Annotated in this window: 18 protein-coding genes; 12 read left to right on the forward strand and 6 right to left on the reverse strand. The window is 70.3% G+C overall.

Annotation, left to right across the window (positions count from 1 at the left end):
• Positions 1-15: 15 nt before the first annotated feature.
• From HWX31_RS10295 to HWX31_RS10305, 3 genes are read right to left on the reverse strand one after another with little or no spacing between them, the layout of a single operon-like run.
• On the reverse strand, positions 16-1845 hold the full coding sequence (locus tag HWX31_RS10295) for a PHA/PHB synthase family protein (protein ID WP_244143711.1): 1830 nt from the start codon (positions 1843-1845) through the stop codon (positions 16-18).
• On the reverse strand, positions 1842-2588 hold the full coding sequence (locus HWX31_RS10300; RefSeq protein WP_174961378.1) for a beta-ketoacyl-ACP reductase: 747 nt from the start codon (positions 2586-2588) through the stop codon (positions 1842-1844). The genes HWX31_RS10295 and HWX31_RS10300 overlap by 4 nt, the downstream gene beginning before the upstream one ends.
• On the reverse strand, positions 2578-3114 hold the full coding sequence (locus HWX31_RS10305) for a hypothetical protein (protein ID WP_174961380.1): 537 nt from the start codon (positions 3112-3114) through the stop codon (positions 2578-2580). The genes HWX31_RS10300 and HWX31_RS10305 overlap by 11 nt, the downstream gene beginning before the upstream one ends.
• Positions 3115-3300: 186 nt before the next feature.
• Here HWX31_RS10305 and HWX31_RS10310 point away from each other — a divergent pair, with 186 nt between their 5' ends.
• The 3 genes from HWX31_RS10310 (at position 3301) to HWX31_RS10320 (ending at position 5667) form a co-directional block, all read left to right on the forward strand.
• Positions 3301-4140 (forward strand): universal stress protein, encoded by an 840-nt coding sequence (locus HWX31_RS10310; protein WP_174961382.1) that lies wholly within the window; start codon positions 3301-3303, stop codon positions 4138-4140.
• A gap of 193 nt (positions 4141-4333) precedes the next feature.
• Complete coding sequence (locus HWX31_RS10315) at positions 4334-4837, forward strand: universal stress protein (RefSeq protein WP_174961384.1); 504 nt, start codon at positions 4334-4336, stop codon at positions 4835-4837.
• Complete coding sequence (locus HWX31_RS10320) at positions 4834-5667, forward strand: universal stress protein (protein ID WP_174961386.1); 834 nt, start codon at positions 4834-4836, stop codon at positions 5665-5667. The genes HWX31_RS10315 and HWX31_RS10320 overlap by 4 nt, the downstream gene beginning before the upstream one ends.
• Before the next feature lie 70 nt (positions 5668-5737).
• On the opposite strand, the gene HWX31_RS10325 is transcribed toward HWX31_RS10320, so the two are convergent.
• Positions 5738-6208, reverse strand: a complete 471-nt coding sequence (locus HWX31_RS10325) for a universal stress protein (RefSeq protein ID WP_174961388.1) — start codon at positions 6206-6208, stop codon at positions 5738-5740.
• Positions 6209-6440: 232 nt separating this feature from the next.
• On the opposite strand from HWX31_RS10325, the gene HWX31_RS10330 reads away from it, so the two are divergent.
• Together HWX31_RS10330 and HWX31_RS10335 are read left to right on the forward strand one after the other, a co-directional pair.
• Positions 6441-8438, forward strand: coding sequence for a PAS domain S-box protein (locus HWX31_RS10330; RefSeq protein ID WP_174961390.1), 1998 nt, complete (start codon positions 6441-6443; stop codon positions 8436-8438).
• A complete protein-coding gene (locus HWX31_RS10335; RefSeq protein ID WP_174961392.1) occupies positions 8435-9082 on the forward strand; it encodes a response regulator in 648 nt (215 codons plus the stop codon). The genes HWX31_RS10330 and HWX31_RS10335 overlap by 4 nt, the downstream gene beginning before the upstream one ends.
• A gap of 50 nt (positions 9083-9132) precedes the next feature.
• Here HWX31_RS10335 and HWX31_RS10340 read toward each other — a convergent pair whose 3' ends face one another.
• Positions 9133-9303, reverse strand: coding sequence for a hypothetical protein (locus HWX31_RS10340; RefSeq protein ID WP_174961395.1), 171 nt, complete (start codon positions 9301-9303; stop codon positions 9133-9135).
• Position 9304: 1 nt separating this feature from the next.
• Between HWX31_RS10340 and HWX31_RS10345 the strand changes: the two genes are divergently transcribed.
• From HWX31_RS10345 to fnr, 3 genes are all read left to right on the forward strand, one after another.
• The gene (locus HWX31_RS10345) at positions 9305-9871 is read left to right on the forward strand and encodes a hypothetical protein (protein ID WP_174961397.1); all 567 of its coding nucleotides are present in this window, start codon (positions 9305-9307) and stop codon (positions 9869-9871) included.
• A gap of 1 nt (position 9872) precedes the next feature.
• Complete coding sequence (locus HWX31_RS10350) at positions 9873-10301, forward strand: hypothetical protein (RefSeq protein WP_174961399.1); 429 nt, start codon at positions 9873-9875, stop codon at positions 10299-10301.
• A 431-nt stretch (positions 10302-10732) separates the two neighbouring features.
• On the forward strand, positions 10733-11506 hold the full coding sequence (gene fnr, locus HWX31_RS10355; RefSeq protein ID WP_059610224.1) for a fumarate/nitrate reduction transcriptional regulator Fnr: 774 nt from the start codon (positions 10733-10735) through the stop codon (positions 11504-11506).
• A gap of 75 nt (positions 11507-11581) precedes the next feature.
• On the opposite strand, the gene HWX31_RS10360 is transcribed toward fnr, so the two are convergent.
• On the reverse strand, positions 11582-12571 hold the full coding sequence (locus HWX31_RS10360) for a zinc-dependent alcohol dehydrogenase family protein (RefSeq protein WP_174961401.1): 990 nt from the start codon (positions 12569-12571) through the stop codon (positions 11582-11584).
• Between the two features lie 197 nt (positions 12572-12768).
• On the opposite strand from HWX31_RS10360, the gene HWX31_RS10365 reads away from it, so the two are divergent.
• The 4 genes from HWX31_RS10365 to HWX31_RS10380 all read left to right on the forward strand — a co-directional run bounded on the left by HWX31_RS10365 (position 12769) and on the right by HWX31_RS10380 (position 15627).
• Positions 12769-13770 (forward strand): Acg family FMN-binding oxidoreductase, encoded by a 1002-nt coding sequence (locus HWX31_RS10365; RefSeq protein ID WP_174961404.1) that lies wholly within the window; start codon positions 12769-12771, stop codon positions 13768-13770.
• Positions 13771-13803: 33 nt separating this feature from the next.
• The gene (locus tag HWX31_RS10370; protein ID WP_059610226.1) at positions 13804-14139 is read left to right on the forward strand and encodes a c-type cytochrome; all 336 of its coding nucleotides are present in this window, start codon (positions 13804-13806) and stop codon (positions 14137-14139) included.
• Between the two features lie 13 nt (positions 14140-14152).
• Positions 14153-15193, forward strand: coding sequence for an LOG family protein (locus tag HWX31_RS10375; protein ID WP_174961406.1), 1041 nt, complete (start codon positions 14153-14155; stop codon positions 15191-15193).
• A gap of 143 nt (positions 15194-15336) precedes the next feature.
• Positions 15337-15627, forward strand: coding sequence for a hypothetical protein (locus HWX31_RS10380; RefSeq protein ID WP_059657230.1), 291 nt, complete (start codon positions 15337-15339; stop codon positions 15625-15627).
• Positions 15628-15779: the final 152 nt, after the last annotated feature.

Below are 15779 nucleotides of genomic sequence, written 5' to 3' on the forward strand. Positions count from 1 at the left end.
AGCGGCAACGCCTGGTCATGTCTCGAGCACGTAAGTGCCCGGCGCCGGCCCCGCTCCGTCGTCCGGCATGCGCGCCGGCACGTCGCCGGTCGATTGCGCGCGCAACCAGTCGCGCCAGCAGGTCCACCACGATCCGTCGACCGCGGCCGCATCGCGCAGGAAATCCTGCCGGCTGCGGAAGGCCGCGCCCGGCTCGCGGGTCGCGCAGCGATAGTGGCGGCCCGGATGGCCCGGTTCGGACACGATCCCGGCGTTGTGGCCGCCCGCCGTCAGCACGAACGTCAGCGCGTTGTGCGTGAGCAGGTGCAGCTTGTAGACCGAACGCCACGGCGACACGTGATCGCGTTCGGTCCCGACGACGAACATCGGCGCGACGAGATCCGACAGCGCGACCGGCCGGCCGTCGACGCAATAGCGGCCGGCCGCCAGGTCGTTGTCGAGAAAGAGCTGCGTCAGGTATTCGGTGTGCATGCGATACGGCATGCGCGTGGTGTCGTCGTTCCACGACATCAGGTCGTTCGGCTTGGTGCGCCGCCCGAGCAGGTACTCGCTCATCATGCGCGACCAGATCAGGTCGCGCGCGTTCAGCAGCTGGAACGCGGCGGACATCTGCGAGCCGTCCAGATAGCCCTGCCGCCACATCAGCGCATCGAGCGCCGCCAGTTCGCTCGCATCGATGAACAGCCCGAGCTCGCCGGGCTCGCCGAAGTCCGTCAGCGCGGCGAGCAGCGTGATCGAGCGCAGCGCGTCGCGCCGCCCGTCGCGGGCCAGCGCCGCCGCGCCGATCGCGAGCAGCGTGCCGCCGAGACAGTAGCCGACCGCGTGCACGGCCTCGCCGCACCGGGCGCGCACCGCGTCGAGCGTCGCGAGCAAGCCGTCTCGCACATAGTCGTCGAGGCCGAGGTCGCGCGCCTGCGCGCCGGGGTTGCGCCACGAGATCGCGAACACGGTATGGCCCGACTGGACCAGGAAGCGGATCAGCGAATTGTGCGGCTGCAGGTCGAGAATGTAGTACTTCATGATCCACGACGGCACGATCAGGATCGGTTCGCGCGCGACGTTCGGCGTCATGGGTTCGTACTGCAGCAGTTCGCACAATTCGTTGCGCCACACGACCCGGCCCGGCGTGATCGCCACGTCGCGCCCCGGCAGATACTCGGGCGCCTTGCGCGCATGCACGCCGCGCATGCGTTCGCCCAGCGCATGCGCGTCTTCGAGCCAGTGCCGCAGCCCGGCCGCGAGGTTCGCGCCGCCGCTGCGGGCGGTCGCTTCGAGCACGACCGGATTGGTCGCGACGAAGTTGCCGGGCGAACACGCGTCGAGCCACTGGCGCGCCGCGAAGCCGACCAGTTCCTCGTGATGCCGCTCGACGCCCGGCACGCCCCGCGTCGCCTCGCGCCACCAGCGCTGGGTCGCGAGAAAGCCGTCGCGATAGAACCGGAACGGCCAGTTCGACCAGGCGGACGCGGCGAAACGGGGGTCGGCTTCCCCCGCGTGCACCGCGTAACCGTCTTCGTCCGTGTCGTCGCGCGCGGCGGGCGCCCCGGCCGGCCACGACACGGCCGCGATCCACGCCTGCGTCGCGAGGTCGAAGCACTTGCCCGGCGACACCGCCAGATGCGCGCCCCAGTCGAGCACGGCCAGCGCCATCGACACCGGCGACAGGCCGAACGTCATCGCGGCGAGGCTTGCGTGCGCCGCGCGGTTCCACTGCTCGGCGGGCATCGCATCGGAACGCTTGCGTGCGTCCGCGCGCGGTTGCGGGCGCGCGTCCGCGGCGGCAGGGGCCACGTCGTGGCTCGCGGGATCTCGTGCGGCGGAGCCGCGCATGGCGACCACTTTCATCGCATGTGCATCCCGCCGTTCACGGCAAAATCGGCGCCGGTCGCGAACGCGCCTTCGTCCGAGCACAGGAACGCGACGAGCGCCGCGATCTCGTCGGGCTGCCCGAGGCGGCCCACCGGAATCTGCGGCAGGATCTTCGCGTCGAGCACCTCCTTCGGCACGGCTTCGACCATCGCCGTCGCCAGATAGCCGGGCGACACGGTATTGACGGTCACGCCGTGCTTCGCGAGCTCGAGCGCCAGCGCTTTCGTGAAACCGTGCACGCCGGCCTTCGCGGCCGCGTAGTTGGTCTGCCCGTACGCGCCCCGCGAGCCGTTCACCGAGCCGACGTTGACGATGCGGCCGAAGCCGCGCTCGATCATCCCGCCGACGAACGGCTTCGTCACGTTGAACAGGCCGTCGAGGTCGGTGCGCAGCACCGCGTCCCACTGCGACTTCGTCATCTTCGCGAACGTCGCGTCGCGGGTGATGCCCGCATTGTTGACGAGCACGTCGACGCGGCCGAATTGATCGATCACGCGCTTGCCGCACTGCTGGCACGAGTCGAAATCGGCGACGTCGACCTCGAACGCGTGAAAGACGCGCCCGGCGTCGCGTTCGCGCGTGAGCCACGTCGCGACGTGATCGTTGCCTTCCGAATGCGAAACCGCGACCGTCAGGCCGGCCGCAAGCAGGCGGCGGCTGATGGCGGCGCCGAGGCCGCCCATCCCGCCCGTGACGAATGCGACCCGATCAGCGCGCATGGGTACGCTCCCCTGCCGCGCCCGCGGCGTCGGTATGCTGCGCGGTCAGCAGCTTTCCGTCGTCCGGCGCGACGACCTCCGTCATCCCGCGCTCGAGCGCTTCCATCCATTCGCGCCACGGCATGCTGGCCTCGTTGATCACGGCGAGGCGGCTCAGGTCGGGCAGCAAGTCCGTCTGGATGCCGGGCAGCCCGCCCACCCCGTATTCGCGCAGCCAGTCGCGCCAGATGCCCCCGCTCTCGAATTGCGCGCGCATGCACAGCTCGCCCGCATCCTCCCAGATCGCGGCGCTCGCGTCCGCGTAGTCGCGCAGCACGCGCACGACGGCTTCGCCGAGCGCCTTGCCGTCCGTCGCGCCCGTCGCGTCCTGCAACTTGCGCACCGCATCGCAGTCCCGCTCGATGCCGCGCCCGAGCAATGCGTGCCACTCGCGCCGCCAGTCGCCGCCAAGCGCCAGCATGCGCAGCGCGGCATCGCAGCCCGCGCGGTAAACGCCCAACGGCGTCGTTACGGATTCCGTCGTCATCGTCTTCCCCCTTTTCGATCCGGCCGCGGATCGGGATGCCGCACCAAGCCGCCCGATACCGGCGCGGCGACCGCTTAACTGTGCGTTGCGGGCGCGCGGCCGCCGTTGATCTGAGTCAAGCGCACAGGCAAGCTGCTTCGTAGACTGGTTTGCACTGACGGATCCACCGTCGATGGAGCGACCGTGATGGGCTACAAGAGCATCCTCGTGCACCTCGACACGAGCGACCGCGCGCACGCGCGCCTCGAGCTTGCGTTGCGGCTTGCGCGGCGCTTTGACGCACACCTGACCGCGCTGTCCGCGATCTACACGCCGGAACCCGTTTCGTTCTACGTGATGGCCGGTTCCGCAGACTATTTCCGGGAACACCGGGAACGGCGCGACGAACGCGTTGCCGCGCTCGAGCGCCTGTTCTACGCGGAGACGACGCGCGCCAAGGTGTCGGCCGACTGGATCGCCGCCGACGCGCGCGCCAATACCGTCGTGCCGCACCATGCGCGTCATGCGGATCTGGTGATCGTCGGCCAGAGCGATCCGAACGATCCCGAGACCTACATCGACGACCAGTTTCCCGAGAACCTCGTGCTGTCGGCCGGCAGGCCCGTGCTGTTCGTCCCGTATGCGGGCGACCATGCGTCGCTCGGCGAGCGCGTGCTCGTCGCGTGGGACGGCAGCCGGGAGGCCGTGCGCGCCGCCCACGACGCCATGCCGTTCATCGAGCATGCGAAGCGCACGACGGTCGTCGCGGTCGGCAACGGCCACGACCCGGACGCCAACGTGCGCATCCCGGGCGCCGACGCGGCGCTGATGCTCGCGCGGCACGCATCGGACGTCAACGTGCTCGACATCGAGTGCGGCCCCGGCGCGTCGATCGGCGACACGCTGCTGTCGCGCGCGTACGAGACCGGCACCGATCTGCTCGTGATGGGCGCTTACGGCCATGCGCGCTGGCGCGAGCTCGTGATGGGCGGCGTGACGCGCACGGTGCTGGCATCGATGACGCTGCCGGTCCTGATGTCGCACTGAGCGGGCCGATGCGGCGTCGATGTGCCGGCCTGCGGGCCGGCATCGGTCATGCATGCGTGTGTGCCGCGCCAGCGAATCCGCGCATCGCCCGGCCGGCTCGGCGGGGACGGCCGCGACGCTTGATCCAGATCAGCGCGACCACGCCGCGTGCGCCGATGATGAATGCATCCACGCCTGTTCAAGGGAACCCGTCATGTACTCGCATATCCTGGTCGCGCTCGACGGCAGCGAAACATCCTCGCATGCACTCGATGCCGCGCTGACCCTCGCGTCGGAGACGGGTGCGCGACTCACCCCCGTCTACGTCATCGACTTCCTGGTGCCGGCCTATGACGCGCTCGGCTACGATCCGTCGATCCTGATCGACGCGTTCCGCGAAGAAGGGCTGCGCGTCACCGACGACGCCGCGCAGCGGATGGCCGCGCGCGGCGTGGCCGGCACGCCGCAGATCGCCAACGTCCAGCCGGCCGGCGAAGACATCGCGGATCGCATCCTGCTCGTCGCGCAAGAAGTGGGCGCCGACCTGATCGTAATGGGCACGCACGGCCGGCGCGGCTTCCGGCGCCTCGTGCTCGGCAGCGTCGCCGAGCGCGTGCTGCGCAGCGCCACGCGCCCCGTCCTGATGATTCCGGCGCGCTGCGCGCCGCAGCCCGCCGCCGCAACCGTCGCGGCATCGACCGAAAAGGAGCCGTCATGAGCTACAAGACCTTGCTCGTCCATCTCGACGACAGCGAGCGCTGCGCCACGCGCGTCAAACTCGCGCTCGAGCTTGCGGAGCGCTGGAACGCGCACCTGATCGGCCTCTACATCGTCTGCCAGGACCTGTTCGAGCCGCTGCTGCGGCCCAGCGAGCCGCTCAAGCTCGCCGTGTACGAGCGGCTGTGCGAGGAGCGCCGCAAGCAGGCGGAGGAACGCTTCCTCGACGCGGCCGAACGCGCGGGGCGCAGCGTCGAATGGCGCGCGCCCGCCGGCCCCGCGACCGAGACCGCGATCCTGCATGCGCGTCACGCGGATCTGCTCGTGCTCGGCCAGCAGGACCCCGATGACCGCATGACGTACATCGCCCGCCATTTCGTCGAGGACGTCGTGATGGCCAGCGGCCGGCCGGCCATCGTCGTGCCTTACGCGGGCCAGGTGCGAACGCTCGGCGAGAACGTGCTGATCGGCTGGGACGGCGGCCGCGAGGCCGCGCGGGCGGTGGCCGATGCGATGCCGCTGCTGATGCGCGCGCGGTTCGTCAACGTCGAAACGGTCACGCGCACGCGTCCCGATCCGGACAAGACGCCGGCCGGCGTCGACGTCGCCGCGTACCTCGAGCGTCACGGCGTGCGCGCGTCGTTCTCGACGACGCCGCGCGAGAACGACATCGGCTCGGGCATGACGCTGCTGAACCGGGCCAGCGACCTGCACGCGGATCTCATCGTGATGGGCGCGTACAGCCACACGCGGATGCACGAGCGCGTGCTCGGCGGCGCGACGCGCACCCTCCTCGAAACGATGACGGTGCCGGTGCTGATGTCGCATTGACCGGCGCACGGGGCGGCCGCATCCGGCCGCCCCGCTTTCCGTTCGCTTTCCGTTTTTTTCCGTTTCCGACCTACAACCCGGCGCCGCCCGCTTCCGGCGCGTCGCGCACCAGCAGAACCGGCCGGTCGGCGCAGCGCACCAGCGATTCCGCGACGCTGCCGAGCAGCGCGCGGCGGATGCCGCGGCGCCCGTGCGTGCCCATCACGATCAGGTCGGCGTCGCATTCGGCGGCGGCGCGGGCAAGCACGCGCGATACGTTCTCGCCGCACGCGTCGACCGTCTGCGCGGTGCCGCGCACCCCGCTCAGCCGGAACGCGGTTTCCGCATCGGCCACGACCGTGCCGGCCGCGCCGGTCTCCAGCCCGCTCCATTCCAGCTGCTCGACGTAGCCGCTGTCGACGTCGGTGAGCCGCAGCGTATCCGAGACGACGCACACCGCCACGACCAGCCCGCCCGACGCGCGGGCGAGCCGGATCGCCTCGTCCAGCGCAAGCCGTGCGCCGCGGCTGCCGTCCAGCGCGGCAAAGATCCGTTCGTACATATCGCCTCCCGATCACGCGTCCCGTTTCCCCAGTCTGGGCCGGGCGCGGCGCCGACGCTTGACACGGGTCAAGCCCGGCCGGCGGCGCCCCGGATTGCGCCCCGATTGGCGAATGTCGGCAAAAACGCGCACAATTCCCGCCATACAAAGCCGTACCTGCCGGTTCCCCCAACCTGTTTCACGCCCGGCCGCCGCCCGTCGGCGCCGGCGACATCGTTCAGGACGATCGCCCATGACCGCGCATGTGCCTTCCTCCAACGCCGCCCCCAAGGCGCGCCGGCGCCGGCCCGTGCCGCGCGCGACCCGGGCCGCGCTGCTGACGCTGGCGATCGGGGCCGTTGCGTCGCTCGCCGCCGCGAGCATCCCGCAGATGCGCGCGCACGACGCGGCGCGTGCGCAATTCGAGCGCGACGCGACGCGCATCACCGCCGGGCTCCAGCACAACCTGCTCGACGCGACCACCGTGCTGCGCGGCGCGCGCGGCTTCGCGGCCGCGACGGCCGCGCAACCGGGCGATGCGTGGCGGCGCTACGTCGCCGGCCTCGATCTCGACAGCCTGCAATCGCCCGTGCGCACCGTCGGCATCATCGGCGCCGCCGGCGTCGCGGACGACGATCAGGCGACGCAGCGCGCGTTGCGGCGCGCGGCCGAAACCGGCAAGGCGGCGCTGGCGGCGCGGCTCGTGCGGGACAGCGCCGACGCGACGGCCAACCGCCCCGACCTCGCGCTCTATCTTCCGATCGGAACAGGCGGCGACGCGCCACCGGCGGGCAACCCGCAGCGGGCCGCGACAGCCGGCTTCGTCTACGCCGGGCTCGACGCGCAGCGGCTCTTCGATCTGTCACCCATTGTTCCGCTCGGCCTGCGGGCCACGACCGACAATCCGCCGACGGTTGTCTATACCGGCGGCCTGAACGCCGGTGATACGCCCGCCGCCGGCGAATCCGCGCGGCGCACCGACACGTTGACGTTCGGCGGCACCACGCTTTCGCTCGCATACAGCGCCCCCCTTCCCGACGCGTCGGGCACCGCGATCGCGGTGCTGCTGGCGGGCCTCGCGCTGTCGCTGGCATTCGCCGCGAGCGTTCATCAGGCCATCGCCCGGGGCCAGCCCCAACCGGGTGCGCCCGGCAGCGGCAGCCCGCTCAGCGAAGCGCGCATGATGGGCATCATCCGGTCGTCGATGGAGGCCATCATCACCATCGATGAAAGTCAGACGATCGTCATCTTCAATCCCGCCGCGGAACAGGTGTTCGGCGTGTCCGCGATGGACGCGATCGGCGCCCCGCTGTCGCGCTTCATCCCGGAACGCTTTCGGGCCTCGCACGCGAAGCACGTCGAGCAGTTCGGCGTGACGGGCGTCTCGGAACGGCAAATGGGGCGGCAGCGCGTGCTGTTCGGGCTGCGCGGCGACGGCACGGAGTTTCCGATCGAGGCGTCGATCTCGCAGATTCGCGACGGCGCCGGCAAGCTGTACACGGTCATGCTGCGCGACGTGACCGAGCGCGTGCGCTCGGAGAATGCGCTCAAGCAGTCGCGCGAGGAGCTGCGCGAGCTGTCGGCGAACCTGCAGAACATCCGCGAGGAAGAAAAGACGCGCATCGCGCGCGAACTGCACGACGATCTCGGCCAGCAGCTCACCGCCCTCAAGATGGATCTGTCCGCCGTCGAACTGGGGCTGGCGAAGCAGCCCGCCCCCGGCGGCGGCGTGCGCGACCAGTTGGGTGGGATGCACCGGCTGATCGATGCGACCGTCGCGTCGGTCCGGCGCATTGCCGCGGACCTGCGGCCCGTGATGCTCGACGATCTCGGGCTCGTCCCCGCGATCGAATGGCTCGCGAACGATTTCACGCATCGCTACGGGATCGAGGTCGAGCGGCACATCGATCCCGCCGACACGAGCTTTACCAGCGCCGGCGCGACCGCGCTGTTCCGCATCGTCCAGGAGGCGCTGACCAACGTCGCGCGGCACGCCGACGCGACGCGCGTCATGCTGACGCTGAAGGTCGACGACGGCTACTGCATGCTGCGCATCGCCGACAACGGCCACGGCGCGCCGGAACGCCCGCAGGCCGTGCGCGACCATCCGTCGTTCGGCCTGATCGGCATCCGCGAGCGCGCGCACATGCTCGACGGCACGGTGACGATCGACAGCGTGCCGGGCCAGGGTTTCACGATCACCGTGGCGCTGCCGCTCCACGCGATCCAGCAGAGGGGCGTGCTGTCATGATCAAGGTACTCATCGCGGACGACCACGCGCTCGTGCGGGAAGGCCTGCGCCACATCCTGCAGAACGCCAGCGGCTTCGAAGTCGCCGGCGAAGCGTGGGACAGCGTATCGACGATCGCGCTGATACGCGGCACGGACGCGAACGTGCTGGTGCTCGACCTGTCGATGCCCGGGCGCAACGGCGTCGAGCTGATCAGGCAGATCCGCGAGGAACGGCCGGCGCTGCATATCCTCGTGCTGACGATGCACGCGGAGCAGCAGTATGCGGTGCGCGCGTTTCGCGCGGGCGCGTCCGGCTACATGACCAAGGAAAGCGCGAGCGCCGAGCTCGTCGCCGCGCTGACCAAGATCGCCGCCGGCGGCGTCTACGTGAGCCTCGCGATGGCCGAGCAGTTCGCGCAAAGCCTCAACGAGCCGGCCGACATCCTGCCGCACCAGCGCCTGTCCGATCGTGAATTCGACGTGTTCCGCCGGGTGGCCGCCGGCCAGTCGATCTCCGAGATCGCGCACGAACTGTGCGTGAGCGTGAAGACCGTCAGCACCTACAAGACCCGCATACTCGACAAGATGCAAATGCCGAACGAAGCGGCGCTCGTGCGCTACGCGATGCGGCACAAGCTGTTCGAAGATCCGGACGACGTGTAACGGACGACGTGTAGCGGACGAACGCCGGGCGGCGGCGGCATTGCGGTCGATCACCGAAAGCGGCGTCGGCTATCGGCGTGCGCTTCACGCGTGGGAATCTCCGCAGCGACGCGCTCGAAACACCCAATGGCTTCCTTGAGGCATGTCAAGCGCGGCGGCTTGCGCCGGCGCACGATGGATTCGACGAGGGCGGCGACGCATCGCTCGAACCAGGAGGCCATTATGGAAATTTCGTTACGCGACCTGCTCACGGTCCTGCACGGCATGGGATTCGGCGCGCTGTTCATGCTGGCGTTTTCCGGTGCGCTCGCGGAGCTGTACCGGATGTCGGCGCCCGGCGCGCCGACCGTCCCCTCTCCCCGCGAGCACCGGCTGCTCATGCTCTACCTGTCGGCGATGGTGATCCTCGCGTGGGCGAGCGTGCTCTCGGGCGCCTACGTCGTCTATCCGTGGTACCGGGCGATTCCGCCGGCGGGGCTGACCGACCTGGCGAACTATCCGCAGCGGCTGCTGCTTGCGAGCCCCAACACGTCGGGCTGGCATAGCCTCGGGATGGAATGGAAGGAACACGTTGCGTGGCTCGCGCCGATTTCGATGACGATGGTCGCCTACGTGTTCGGCAAATACGGTCCGTCGCTCGTGAAGCTGCCGCAGATTCGCCACGCGGTTCTGGTGTTTGCAGTCGTCGCGTTTGCGGCCACTGCCGTCGCGGGTGCATTCGGCGCCTTTCTGAACAAGTACGCCCCGGTCCGTGGCGGCCCGGCCATTCATCTCATGACGGGAGAATGAAATGAACCCGACCGAAACCCGCGAGTCCGCACAACGCACGGCCGACCTGGGACGTCGCCTCGACCCCTCGTCGCGCGGACGTACGCAACCGGCACGCGGCGTTGCGACGGAATCCGTCGATAACGGCCCGGCCGCCGCGGCCATTCTTGCCGCCGGCATCGGTTGCTTCGCCGTCGGACTGTTTGCACTGGCCGGCGATGCGTCGAAGGCCATCGCGCACTTCTTCACGTTCTACAAGCCGACCGGGCCGCTTTCCGGCGTAACGACGAGCGCGATCGTCGTATGGCTGTTGTCGTGGTTCGTGCTGTCGCGCCAATGGGGCAAGACGTCAGTGACGCTCGGCCGCGTCATCTTCGTCTCGTTCGTTCTGCTGGCCCTGGGCGTGCTGCTCACGTTCCCGCCCGTCATGGATCTGCTTCAAGGAAAGTAAGCTCCGCGGCAAGTTCATGCGAAGGGCGCCACCCGGTGTGGCGCCCTTCGTCGTTCGCGCCCCGGGCGCCGGCATCCGGTCCTCGCGCAGGCTTTCATGCAAGCCGGAACCACCCCGCCACGCGTGCGACAAATCGACACGCGCCTGTAGGAATCGCCCTACAAGACTTCCGCAGCACCTACTGAATCTTCAAGCCACGCTGATTTCAATTGGGTGCCCGACCGTCCATACTGCCCACCATCGAAGCCGGACAGCCGTGCGCCTCCCGAAACACCGGCGGCGGCGCCGTCCGGCGGCGGCACGATCGATCGGCCCAGGCCGATGCGATCGACTTTCACGAAGACGGCGGACAATCGACGCCGCACGCAAAACGGCCGACGCGACCCCGCCCGGGTCCCGATCGCCACCGACCCAACGAACTGGAGCCGATCATGCTGAGCCATGCCGATGCTGTGACGACCGCCCCCTCCCGCCCTGTCATCCCGCTGTACGCGGTCGCCCGCGAAGACCAGCCCAAGCGCACCGCGTCCCGCTGTTCGTCCTGCGCGATGCGCAACGTCTGCATGCCGCAGGCGCTGACGCCCGCGGAATTCGCGCGCGTCGATGCGATGATCTGCACGACGCGTCACGTGAAGCGCGGCGAGGCGCTGTATCGCTCGGGCGATGCGTTCCACAGCATCTACGCGGTGCGGACCGGTTCGTTCAAGACCGTCGTGATGCATCGCGACGGCGGCGAGCAGGTGACGGGCTTCCAGATCGTCGGCGAGTCGCTCGGGCTGGACGGCCTGCATGCCGGACATCACAACGGCGACGCGATCGCGCTCGAAGACAGCACCGTCTGCATCATCCCGTTCGGCCAGCTCGAACAGCTGTGCCACGAGGTGCGGACGATGCAGCATCACGTCTACCAGATGATGAGCGGCGAGATCGTCCGCGAATCGGCGCTGATGCTGCTGCTCGGCACGATGACGGCCGAACAGCGCGTCGCCGCGTTCCTGCTGAATCTTTCCACGCGCTTCAAGGCGCGCGGCTACTCGTCCGCGGAATTCGTGCTGCGGATGACGCGCGACGAAATCGGCGGCTATCTCGGCATGAAGCTGGAAACGGTCAGCCGCATGCTGTCGAAATTCCAGCGCAACGGGATGCTCGCCGCGCAGGGCAAGCAGATCCGCATCGTGGACGCGGACGGCCTCGCGCGCGTCTGAGCGCCTGAAGGCGCGGGTTGCGCGACCCGCCGCGCAATTCGCGCCGCCTCCCGAACGCACGCCGCGCCGCACCGCTCAGCCGCGCGTGTCGAGCACCGCGGCGCCCGACACGCGTCCCGCGCGCAGGTCGTCGAGCGCGCGATTCGCGTCCGTCAGCGGATAGCGCACCGCTTCGATCTGCAGCGGCATCGCTTCGGCCAACTTCATGAACGCGACCGCGTCCGCGCGCGTCAGGTTCGCCACCGACGCGATGCGGCGCTCGCCCCACAGCAACGCATACGGGAAGGCCGGGATGTCGCTCATGTGAATGCCGCCGCACACGACGATGCCGCCTTTGTCGACCGCGCGCAGCGCCGCCGGCACGAGCGCGCCGACCGGCGCGAAGATCAGCGCGGCGTCGAGCGTTTCCGGCGGCGGCTCGTCGCTGCCGCCCGCCCATGCCACGCCGAGCCTGCGCGCGAGCTGCAGGGCAGCGGCGTCGCCGGGCCGCGTGAACGCGAATACCTTGCGCCCCTCCAGCCGCGCGACCTGCGCGACGAGATGCGCCGCCGCGCCGAAACCGTAGATGCCGATCCGCCGCGCGTCGCCCGCCATGCGCAGCGTGCGATGGCCGATCAGGCCCGCGCACAGCAGCGGCGCCGCCTGAAGGTCCGAATAGCGTTCGGGCAGGTGCACGCAATAGCGGCTGTCGGCCACGGTGCGCTCCGCGTAGCCGCCGTCGATCGTATAGCCGGTAAAGCCCGGCGCATCGCACAGATTCTCGCGCCCGGCGGCGCAATACGCGCAATGGCCGCAGGTGTGCCCGAGCCATGGCACGCCCACCCGGTCGCCGACCGTGAAACCCGTCACGCCGGCGCCCAGCGCCGCCACCGTGCCGACGATTTCGTGCCCCGGAATCAGCGGCAGCCTCGGGTCGGGCAGATCGCCGTCGACGACGTGCAGATCGGTGCGGCACACGCCGCACGCGCGCACGTCGATCAGCAACTGCCCGGCAGCGGGCGACGGATCCGGCACGCGCGCCTCGCGCAACCGCGGCGTGCCGCCGTCGAAGATCATCGCAAGCATTCCGGCCTCCCTGCTCCAGCGCCATCGCGCGCCCGCCATCAGGCGCGCCTTACACGCTCCAAGACTACTCGCCCGGCACGACCTCCGCACGCCTCGGCTGCCGGCGCTTGACCTGGGTCAACGGGCTCCGGGCGGTTGCTGACACGATTAAAAGGTGTTCCGCCGTTCGGCGGAAACCTGCAATTGGAGAGTGCCCGATGAATTCCCTTAGCTCACTCGCGGCAGGCGTCCATCCCGACGATTCATTGCGGTCGCTGCTGCGCTATGCGGTGCTCGCGCCGTCGAGCCACAACTCCCAGCCGTGGCGGTTCATCGTCGACGGCAACACCATCGCCGTGTGCGCGGACCGGCTGCGCGCGCTGCCGGTCGTCGATCCGTTCGACCGCGAGCTGATCATCAGTTGCGGCGCGGCGCTGCTCAACCTGCGCGTCGCGCTCGTTCATGCGGGCTTCGCGCACATGATCGGCACGTTCCCGTCCGACGTCGATCCCGACGTGCTCGCGCTCGTGCGCGTCTGCGACGACGGCTACGCCGACGCGAGTCTCGGCGCGCTGTTCGACGCGATTCCCGAACGGGTCACGACACGCGCGCCGTTCGCGGCCGACCCCGTTCCCGGCGAACTGCAGCGTGAACTGGTCGAGGCCGGCGCGGCGGAAGGCGTCGACGTGGGCTGCGTGGAGTCGCTCGCCCGGCGGGCCCAGGTCGCCGAGCTGATCGCCGACGCGGACCGCCAGCAATTCGCGGACCCGCGCTTCCGGCGCGAACTGGCGAGCTGGGTCGATCCTCGCCGGCGCGTCGACGGCATGCCGGCGTTCGCGGCCGGCGTACCGGCGCTGCTCGATTACGCGACGCCCATCGTCACGACCGCGGTGCGCACGTTCGATCTCGGCAACGGGCTCGCCGCGCTGCATCACCAGCTCGTCGGCGCGTCGCCGCTGCTGGTCTGCATCGCGACCACGCGCGACGACCGCGATGCGTGGCTCGCCGCGGGGCAGGCGCTGGAGCGGATACTGCTCGTCGCCGCACGCGCCGGCTACACGGCGTCGTACCTGAACCAGCCGATCGAAATGGCCGCGCTGCGCAAGCAGCTCGCGCACCTGTTCGACCTCGGCGGCACGCCGCAGCTGCTGCTGCGCGTCGGGCGCGGCCCGCATGCGCCGCATTCGCCGCGCCGGCCGCTCGACGAGGTGGTGTCGTAATCCGGACCAGCCAGCCCCGCCAAGGAGCAGAACATGAACTTCACGCGCCCTCTCGCCGCCGGCCTGCTCGCCACGGCGGCCGGCATCGCCGCCGCGCAGACGGCGGTGCCGGAGCCCACCGAGCTCGTCGACGCGCAGCACTGCATGTTCTGCCATACGCCCGACATGCCGTTCCTCGCGCCGTCGTTTCACCAGATCGCGGATCGCTATCGCGACAAGCCGCGCGCGGCCGAACAGCTCGAAATCAAGCTTCGGCTCGGCGGACGCGCGCACTGGGGCGACACGCCGATGCCGTCCGCCGCCGAGCGCGGCGGGCCGCTGTCGCGCGACGACGCACACCGGCTCGTGCAGTGGGTGCTGAGCCAGTAGCCGCGCCAGCCTCATGACGGCCGCAGTCAAGCGCACGCGCACCGGCGCCGCCGTCGCGACGAAGGAGGCGCCCGGCAAAGGGGCGCCCAGCAAAGGGGCGCTCGGCAAAGAGGCGCCCGGCAAGAAGGCGCCCGGCGAACGCCGCCGCCCGAGGCGGCTTGCAACCGGCGGCCGGCGCGCGCCTTTGCCGCATTCGCGCCGCGGTCTGAACCTCGCCGCAAGCGCGGATGCAGACACCGCGGTCCTGACACGCCCGGCCATGCGGGGCATCCGGCTGCAGCTCGACTACTGGAAGGCCGAGGAACGCCTGCAGCGCGAGCGCATCGGCCACGCCGTCGTGATCTACGGCAGCACCCGCATCGTCGCGCCGGCCGTGGCGAACGCGCGGCTGGCCGAAGCGAACCGGGCGCTCGCGGAGCGGCCGCATGACGCGCGCCGGCGGCGCGCGTTCGCCGACGCGAGCCGGCTCGTCGAGCACAGCGCGTACTATCGCGTCGCCCGCGCATTCGGCCGCCTCGTCGGCCTCGCCGACCGGCGCGCCCGCTCCACGCGGCTCGCGGTGGTCACCGGCGGCGGCCCGGGCATCATGGAAGCCGCCAACCGTGGCGCCTACGAAAGCGGTGCGCCGAGCATCGGCTTCAACATCGAGCTGCCGCGGGAGCAGGCGCCCAACCGTTACCTCACGCCGGACCTGTGCTTCCGGTTCCACTATTTCGCGATCCGCAAGCTGCACCTGCTCGAACGCGCGAAGGCCGCGGTGTTTTTCCCGGGCGGCTACGGCACCTTCGACGAGCTGTTCGAGGTGCTGACGCTGCTGCAGACCGGGAAGATCCCGCCGCTGCCGGTGATCCTCGTCGGCGAAGCGTACTGGCGCCGCGCGGTGGATTTCGCGTTCCTCGCCGACGACGGGATGATCGATCGCCGCGATCTCGACCTGTTCGCCTATTGCGAATCCGCGCCGGACATCTGGCGCGCGATCGGCGGCTGGTATGCGCGGCAGCGGACGCGCCCGGGCGCACGGCGCGGCGCCGCGCGGCGGGCACGGCGCGTGTAGGAATCCGCTGATCGCGGCCGTGCGATTCCTACCGCAACTTCGGGGCCGCCTGATTGAATCCCCCGGGGGCGCCGACGATACTGGATACACGGCGACAGGCGATGCAGCACGCCGACACGACGCAGGCGACCAGGAGAAGCGCAATGTCACACGCTACGTTTCGTTCCGAATCGGGTTATCGGGCCACGTACCAGACCGACGCAACCGCTTGCGCCGCGCCTGCCGCAGGGGCGCCTGCCGCAGGATCGCCTGCCGCAGGATCGCCCGCGTTGCCCGACACGCTGGCACTCGTCGCGCTCGCGCGCGACGCCGGCATGCTCGTCACGCTCGATGCGACGATCGGCCGCGAGCGCTACGAAAGCGTGACGGGGTCGATCGCGACGCTGGCCCGCTTCGCGCAGGCGCTGCAGCTTGCGATGCGCGAGGCGGCGTGATGCCGGACGCCCGCACGCGCCCGGCCGTCACGGCCGATCCGGTTTCGCGTGCCGTCGGCGCGCTGCCGCCGCCACGCGTCGCAGCGAGACGATGCGCATCGTTCCCATAGCGCCGACGGCAAACGTGGCGCACGGCGCGCCCTTTCCCCCGG

Origin of the sequence: Burkholderia ubonensis, from assembly GCF_902833085.1 — a bacterium.
In the GTDB taxonomy this organism is placed as follows: domain Bacteria; phylum Pseudomonadota; class Gammaproteobacteria; order Burkholderiales; family Burkholderiaceae; genus Burkholderia; species Burkholderia ubonensis.

Coding starts and splice junctions, on each gene's coding strand:
- HWX31_RS10295 (WP_244143711.1), bottom strand. CDS start 1,845: ATGAAAGTGGTCGCCATGCGCGGCTCCGCCGCACGAGATCCCGCGAGC.
- HWX31_RS10300 (WP_174961378.1), bottom strand. CDS start 2,588: ATGCGCGCTGATCGGGTCGCATTCGTCACGGGCGGGATGGGCGGCCTC.
- HWX31_RS10305 (WP_174961380.1), bottom strand. CDS start 3,114: ATGACGACGGAATCCGTAACGACGCCGTTGGGCGTTTACCGCGCGGGC.
- HWX31_RS10310 (WP_174961382.1), top strand. CDS start 3,301: ATGGGCTACAAGAGCATCCTCGTGCACCTCGACACGAGCGACCGCGCG.
- HWX31_RS10315 (WP_174961384.1), top strand. CDS start 4,334: ATGTACTCGCATATCCTGGTCGCGCTCGACGGCAGCGAAACATCCTCG.
- HWX31_RS10320 (WP_174961386.1), top strand. CDS start 4,834: ATGAGCTACAAGACCTTGCTCGTCCATCTCGACGACAGCGAGCGCTGC.
- HWX31_RS10325 (WP_174961388.1), bottom strand. CDS start 6,208: ATGTACGAACGGATCTTTGCCGCGCTGGACGGCAGCCGCGGCGCACGG.
- HWX31_RS10330 (WP_174961390.1), top strand. CDS start 6,441: ATGACCGCGCATGTGCCTTCCTCCAACGCCGCCCCCAAGGCGCGCCGG.
- HWX31_RS10335 (WP_174961392.1), top strand. CDS start 8,435: ATGATCAAGGTACTCATCGCGGACGACCACGCGCTCGTGCGGGAAGGC.
- HWX31_RS10340 (WP_174961395.1), bottom strand. CDS start 9,303: ATGGCCTCCTGGTTCGAGCGATGCGTCGCCGCCCTCGTCGAATCCATC.
- HWX31_RS10345 (WP_174961397.1), top strand. CDS start 9,305: ATGGAAATTTCGTTACGCGACCTGCTCACGGTCCTGCACGGCATGGGA.
- HWX31_RS10350 (WP_174961399.1), top strand. CDS start 9,873: ATGAACCCGACCGAAACCCGCGAGTCCGCACAACGCACGGCCGACCTG.
- fnr (WP_059610224.1), top strand. CDS start 10,733: ATGCTGAGCCATGCCGATGCTGTGACGACCGCCCCCTCCCGCCCTGTC.
- HWX31_RS10360 (WP_174961401.1), bottom strand. CDS start 12,571: ATGCTTGCGATGATCTTCGACGGCGGCACGCCGCGGTTGCGCGAGGCG.
- HWX31_RS10365 (WP_174961404.1), top strand. CDS start 12,769: ATGAATTCCCTTAGCTCACTCGCGGCAGGCGTCCATCCCGACGATTCA.
- HWX31_RS10370 (WP_059610226.1), top strand. CDS start 13,804: ATGAACTTCACGCGCCCTCTCGCCGCCGGCCTGCTCGCCACGGCGGCC.
- HWX31_RS10375 (WP_174961406.1), top strand. CDS start 14,153: ATGACGGCCGCAGTCAAGCGCACGCGCACCGGCGCCGCCGTCGCGACG.
- HWX31_RS10380 (WP_059657230.1), top strand. CDS start 15,337: ATGTCACACGCTACGTTTCGTTCCGAATCGGGTTATCGGGCCACGTAC.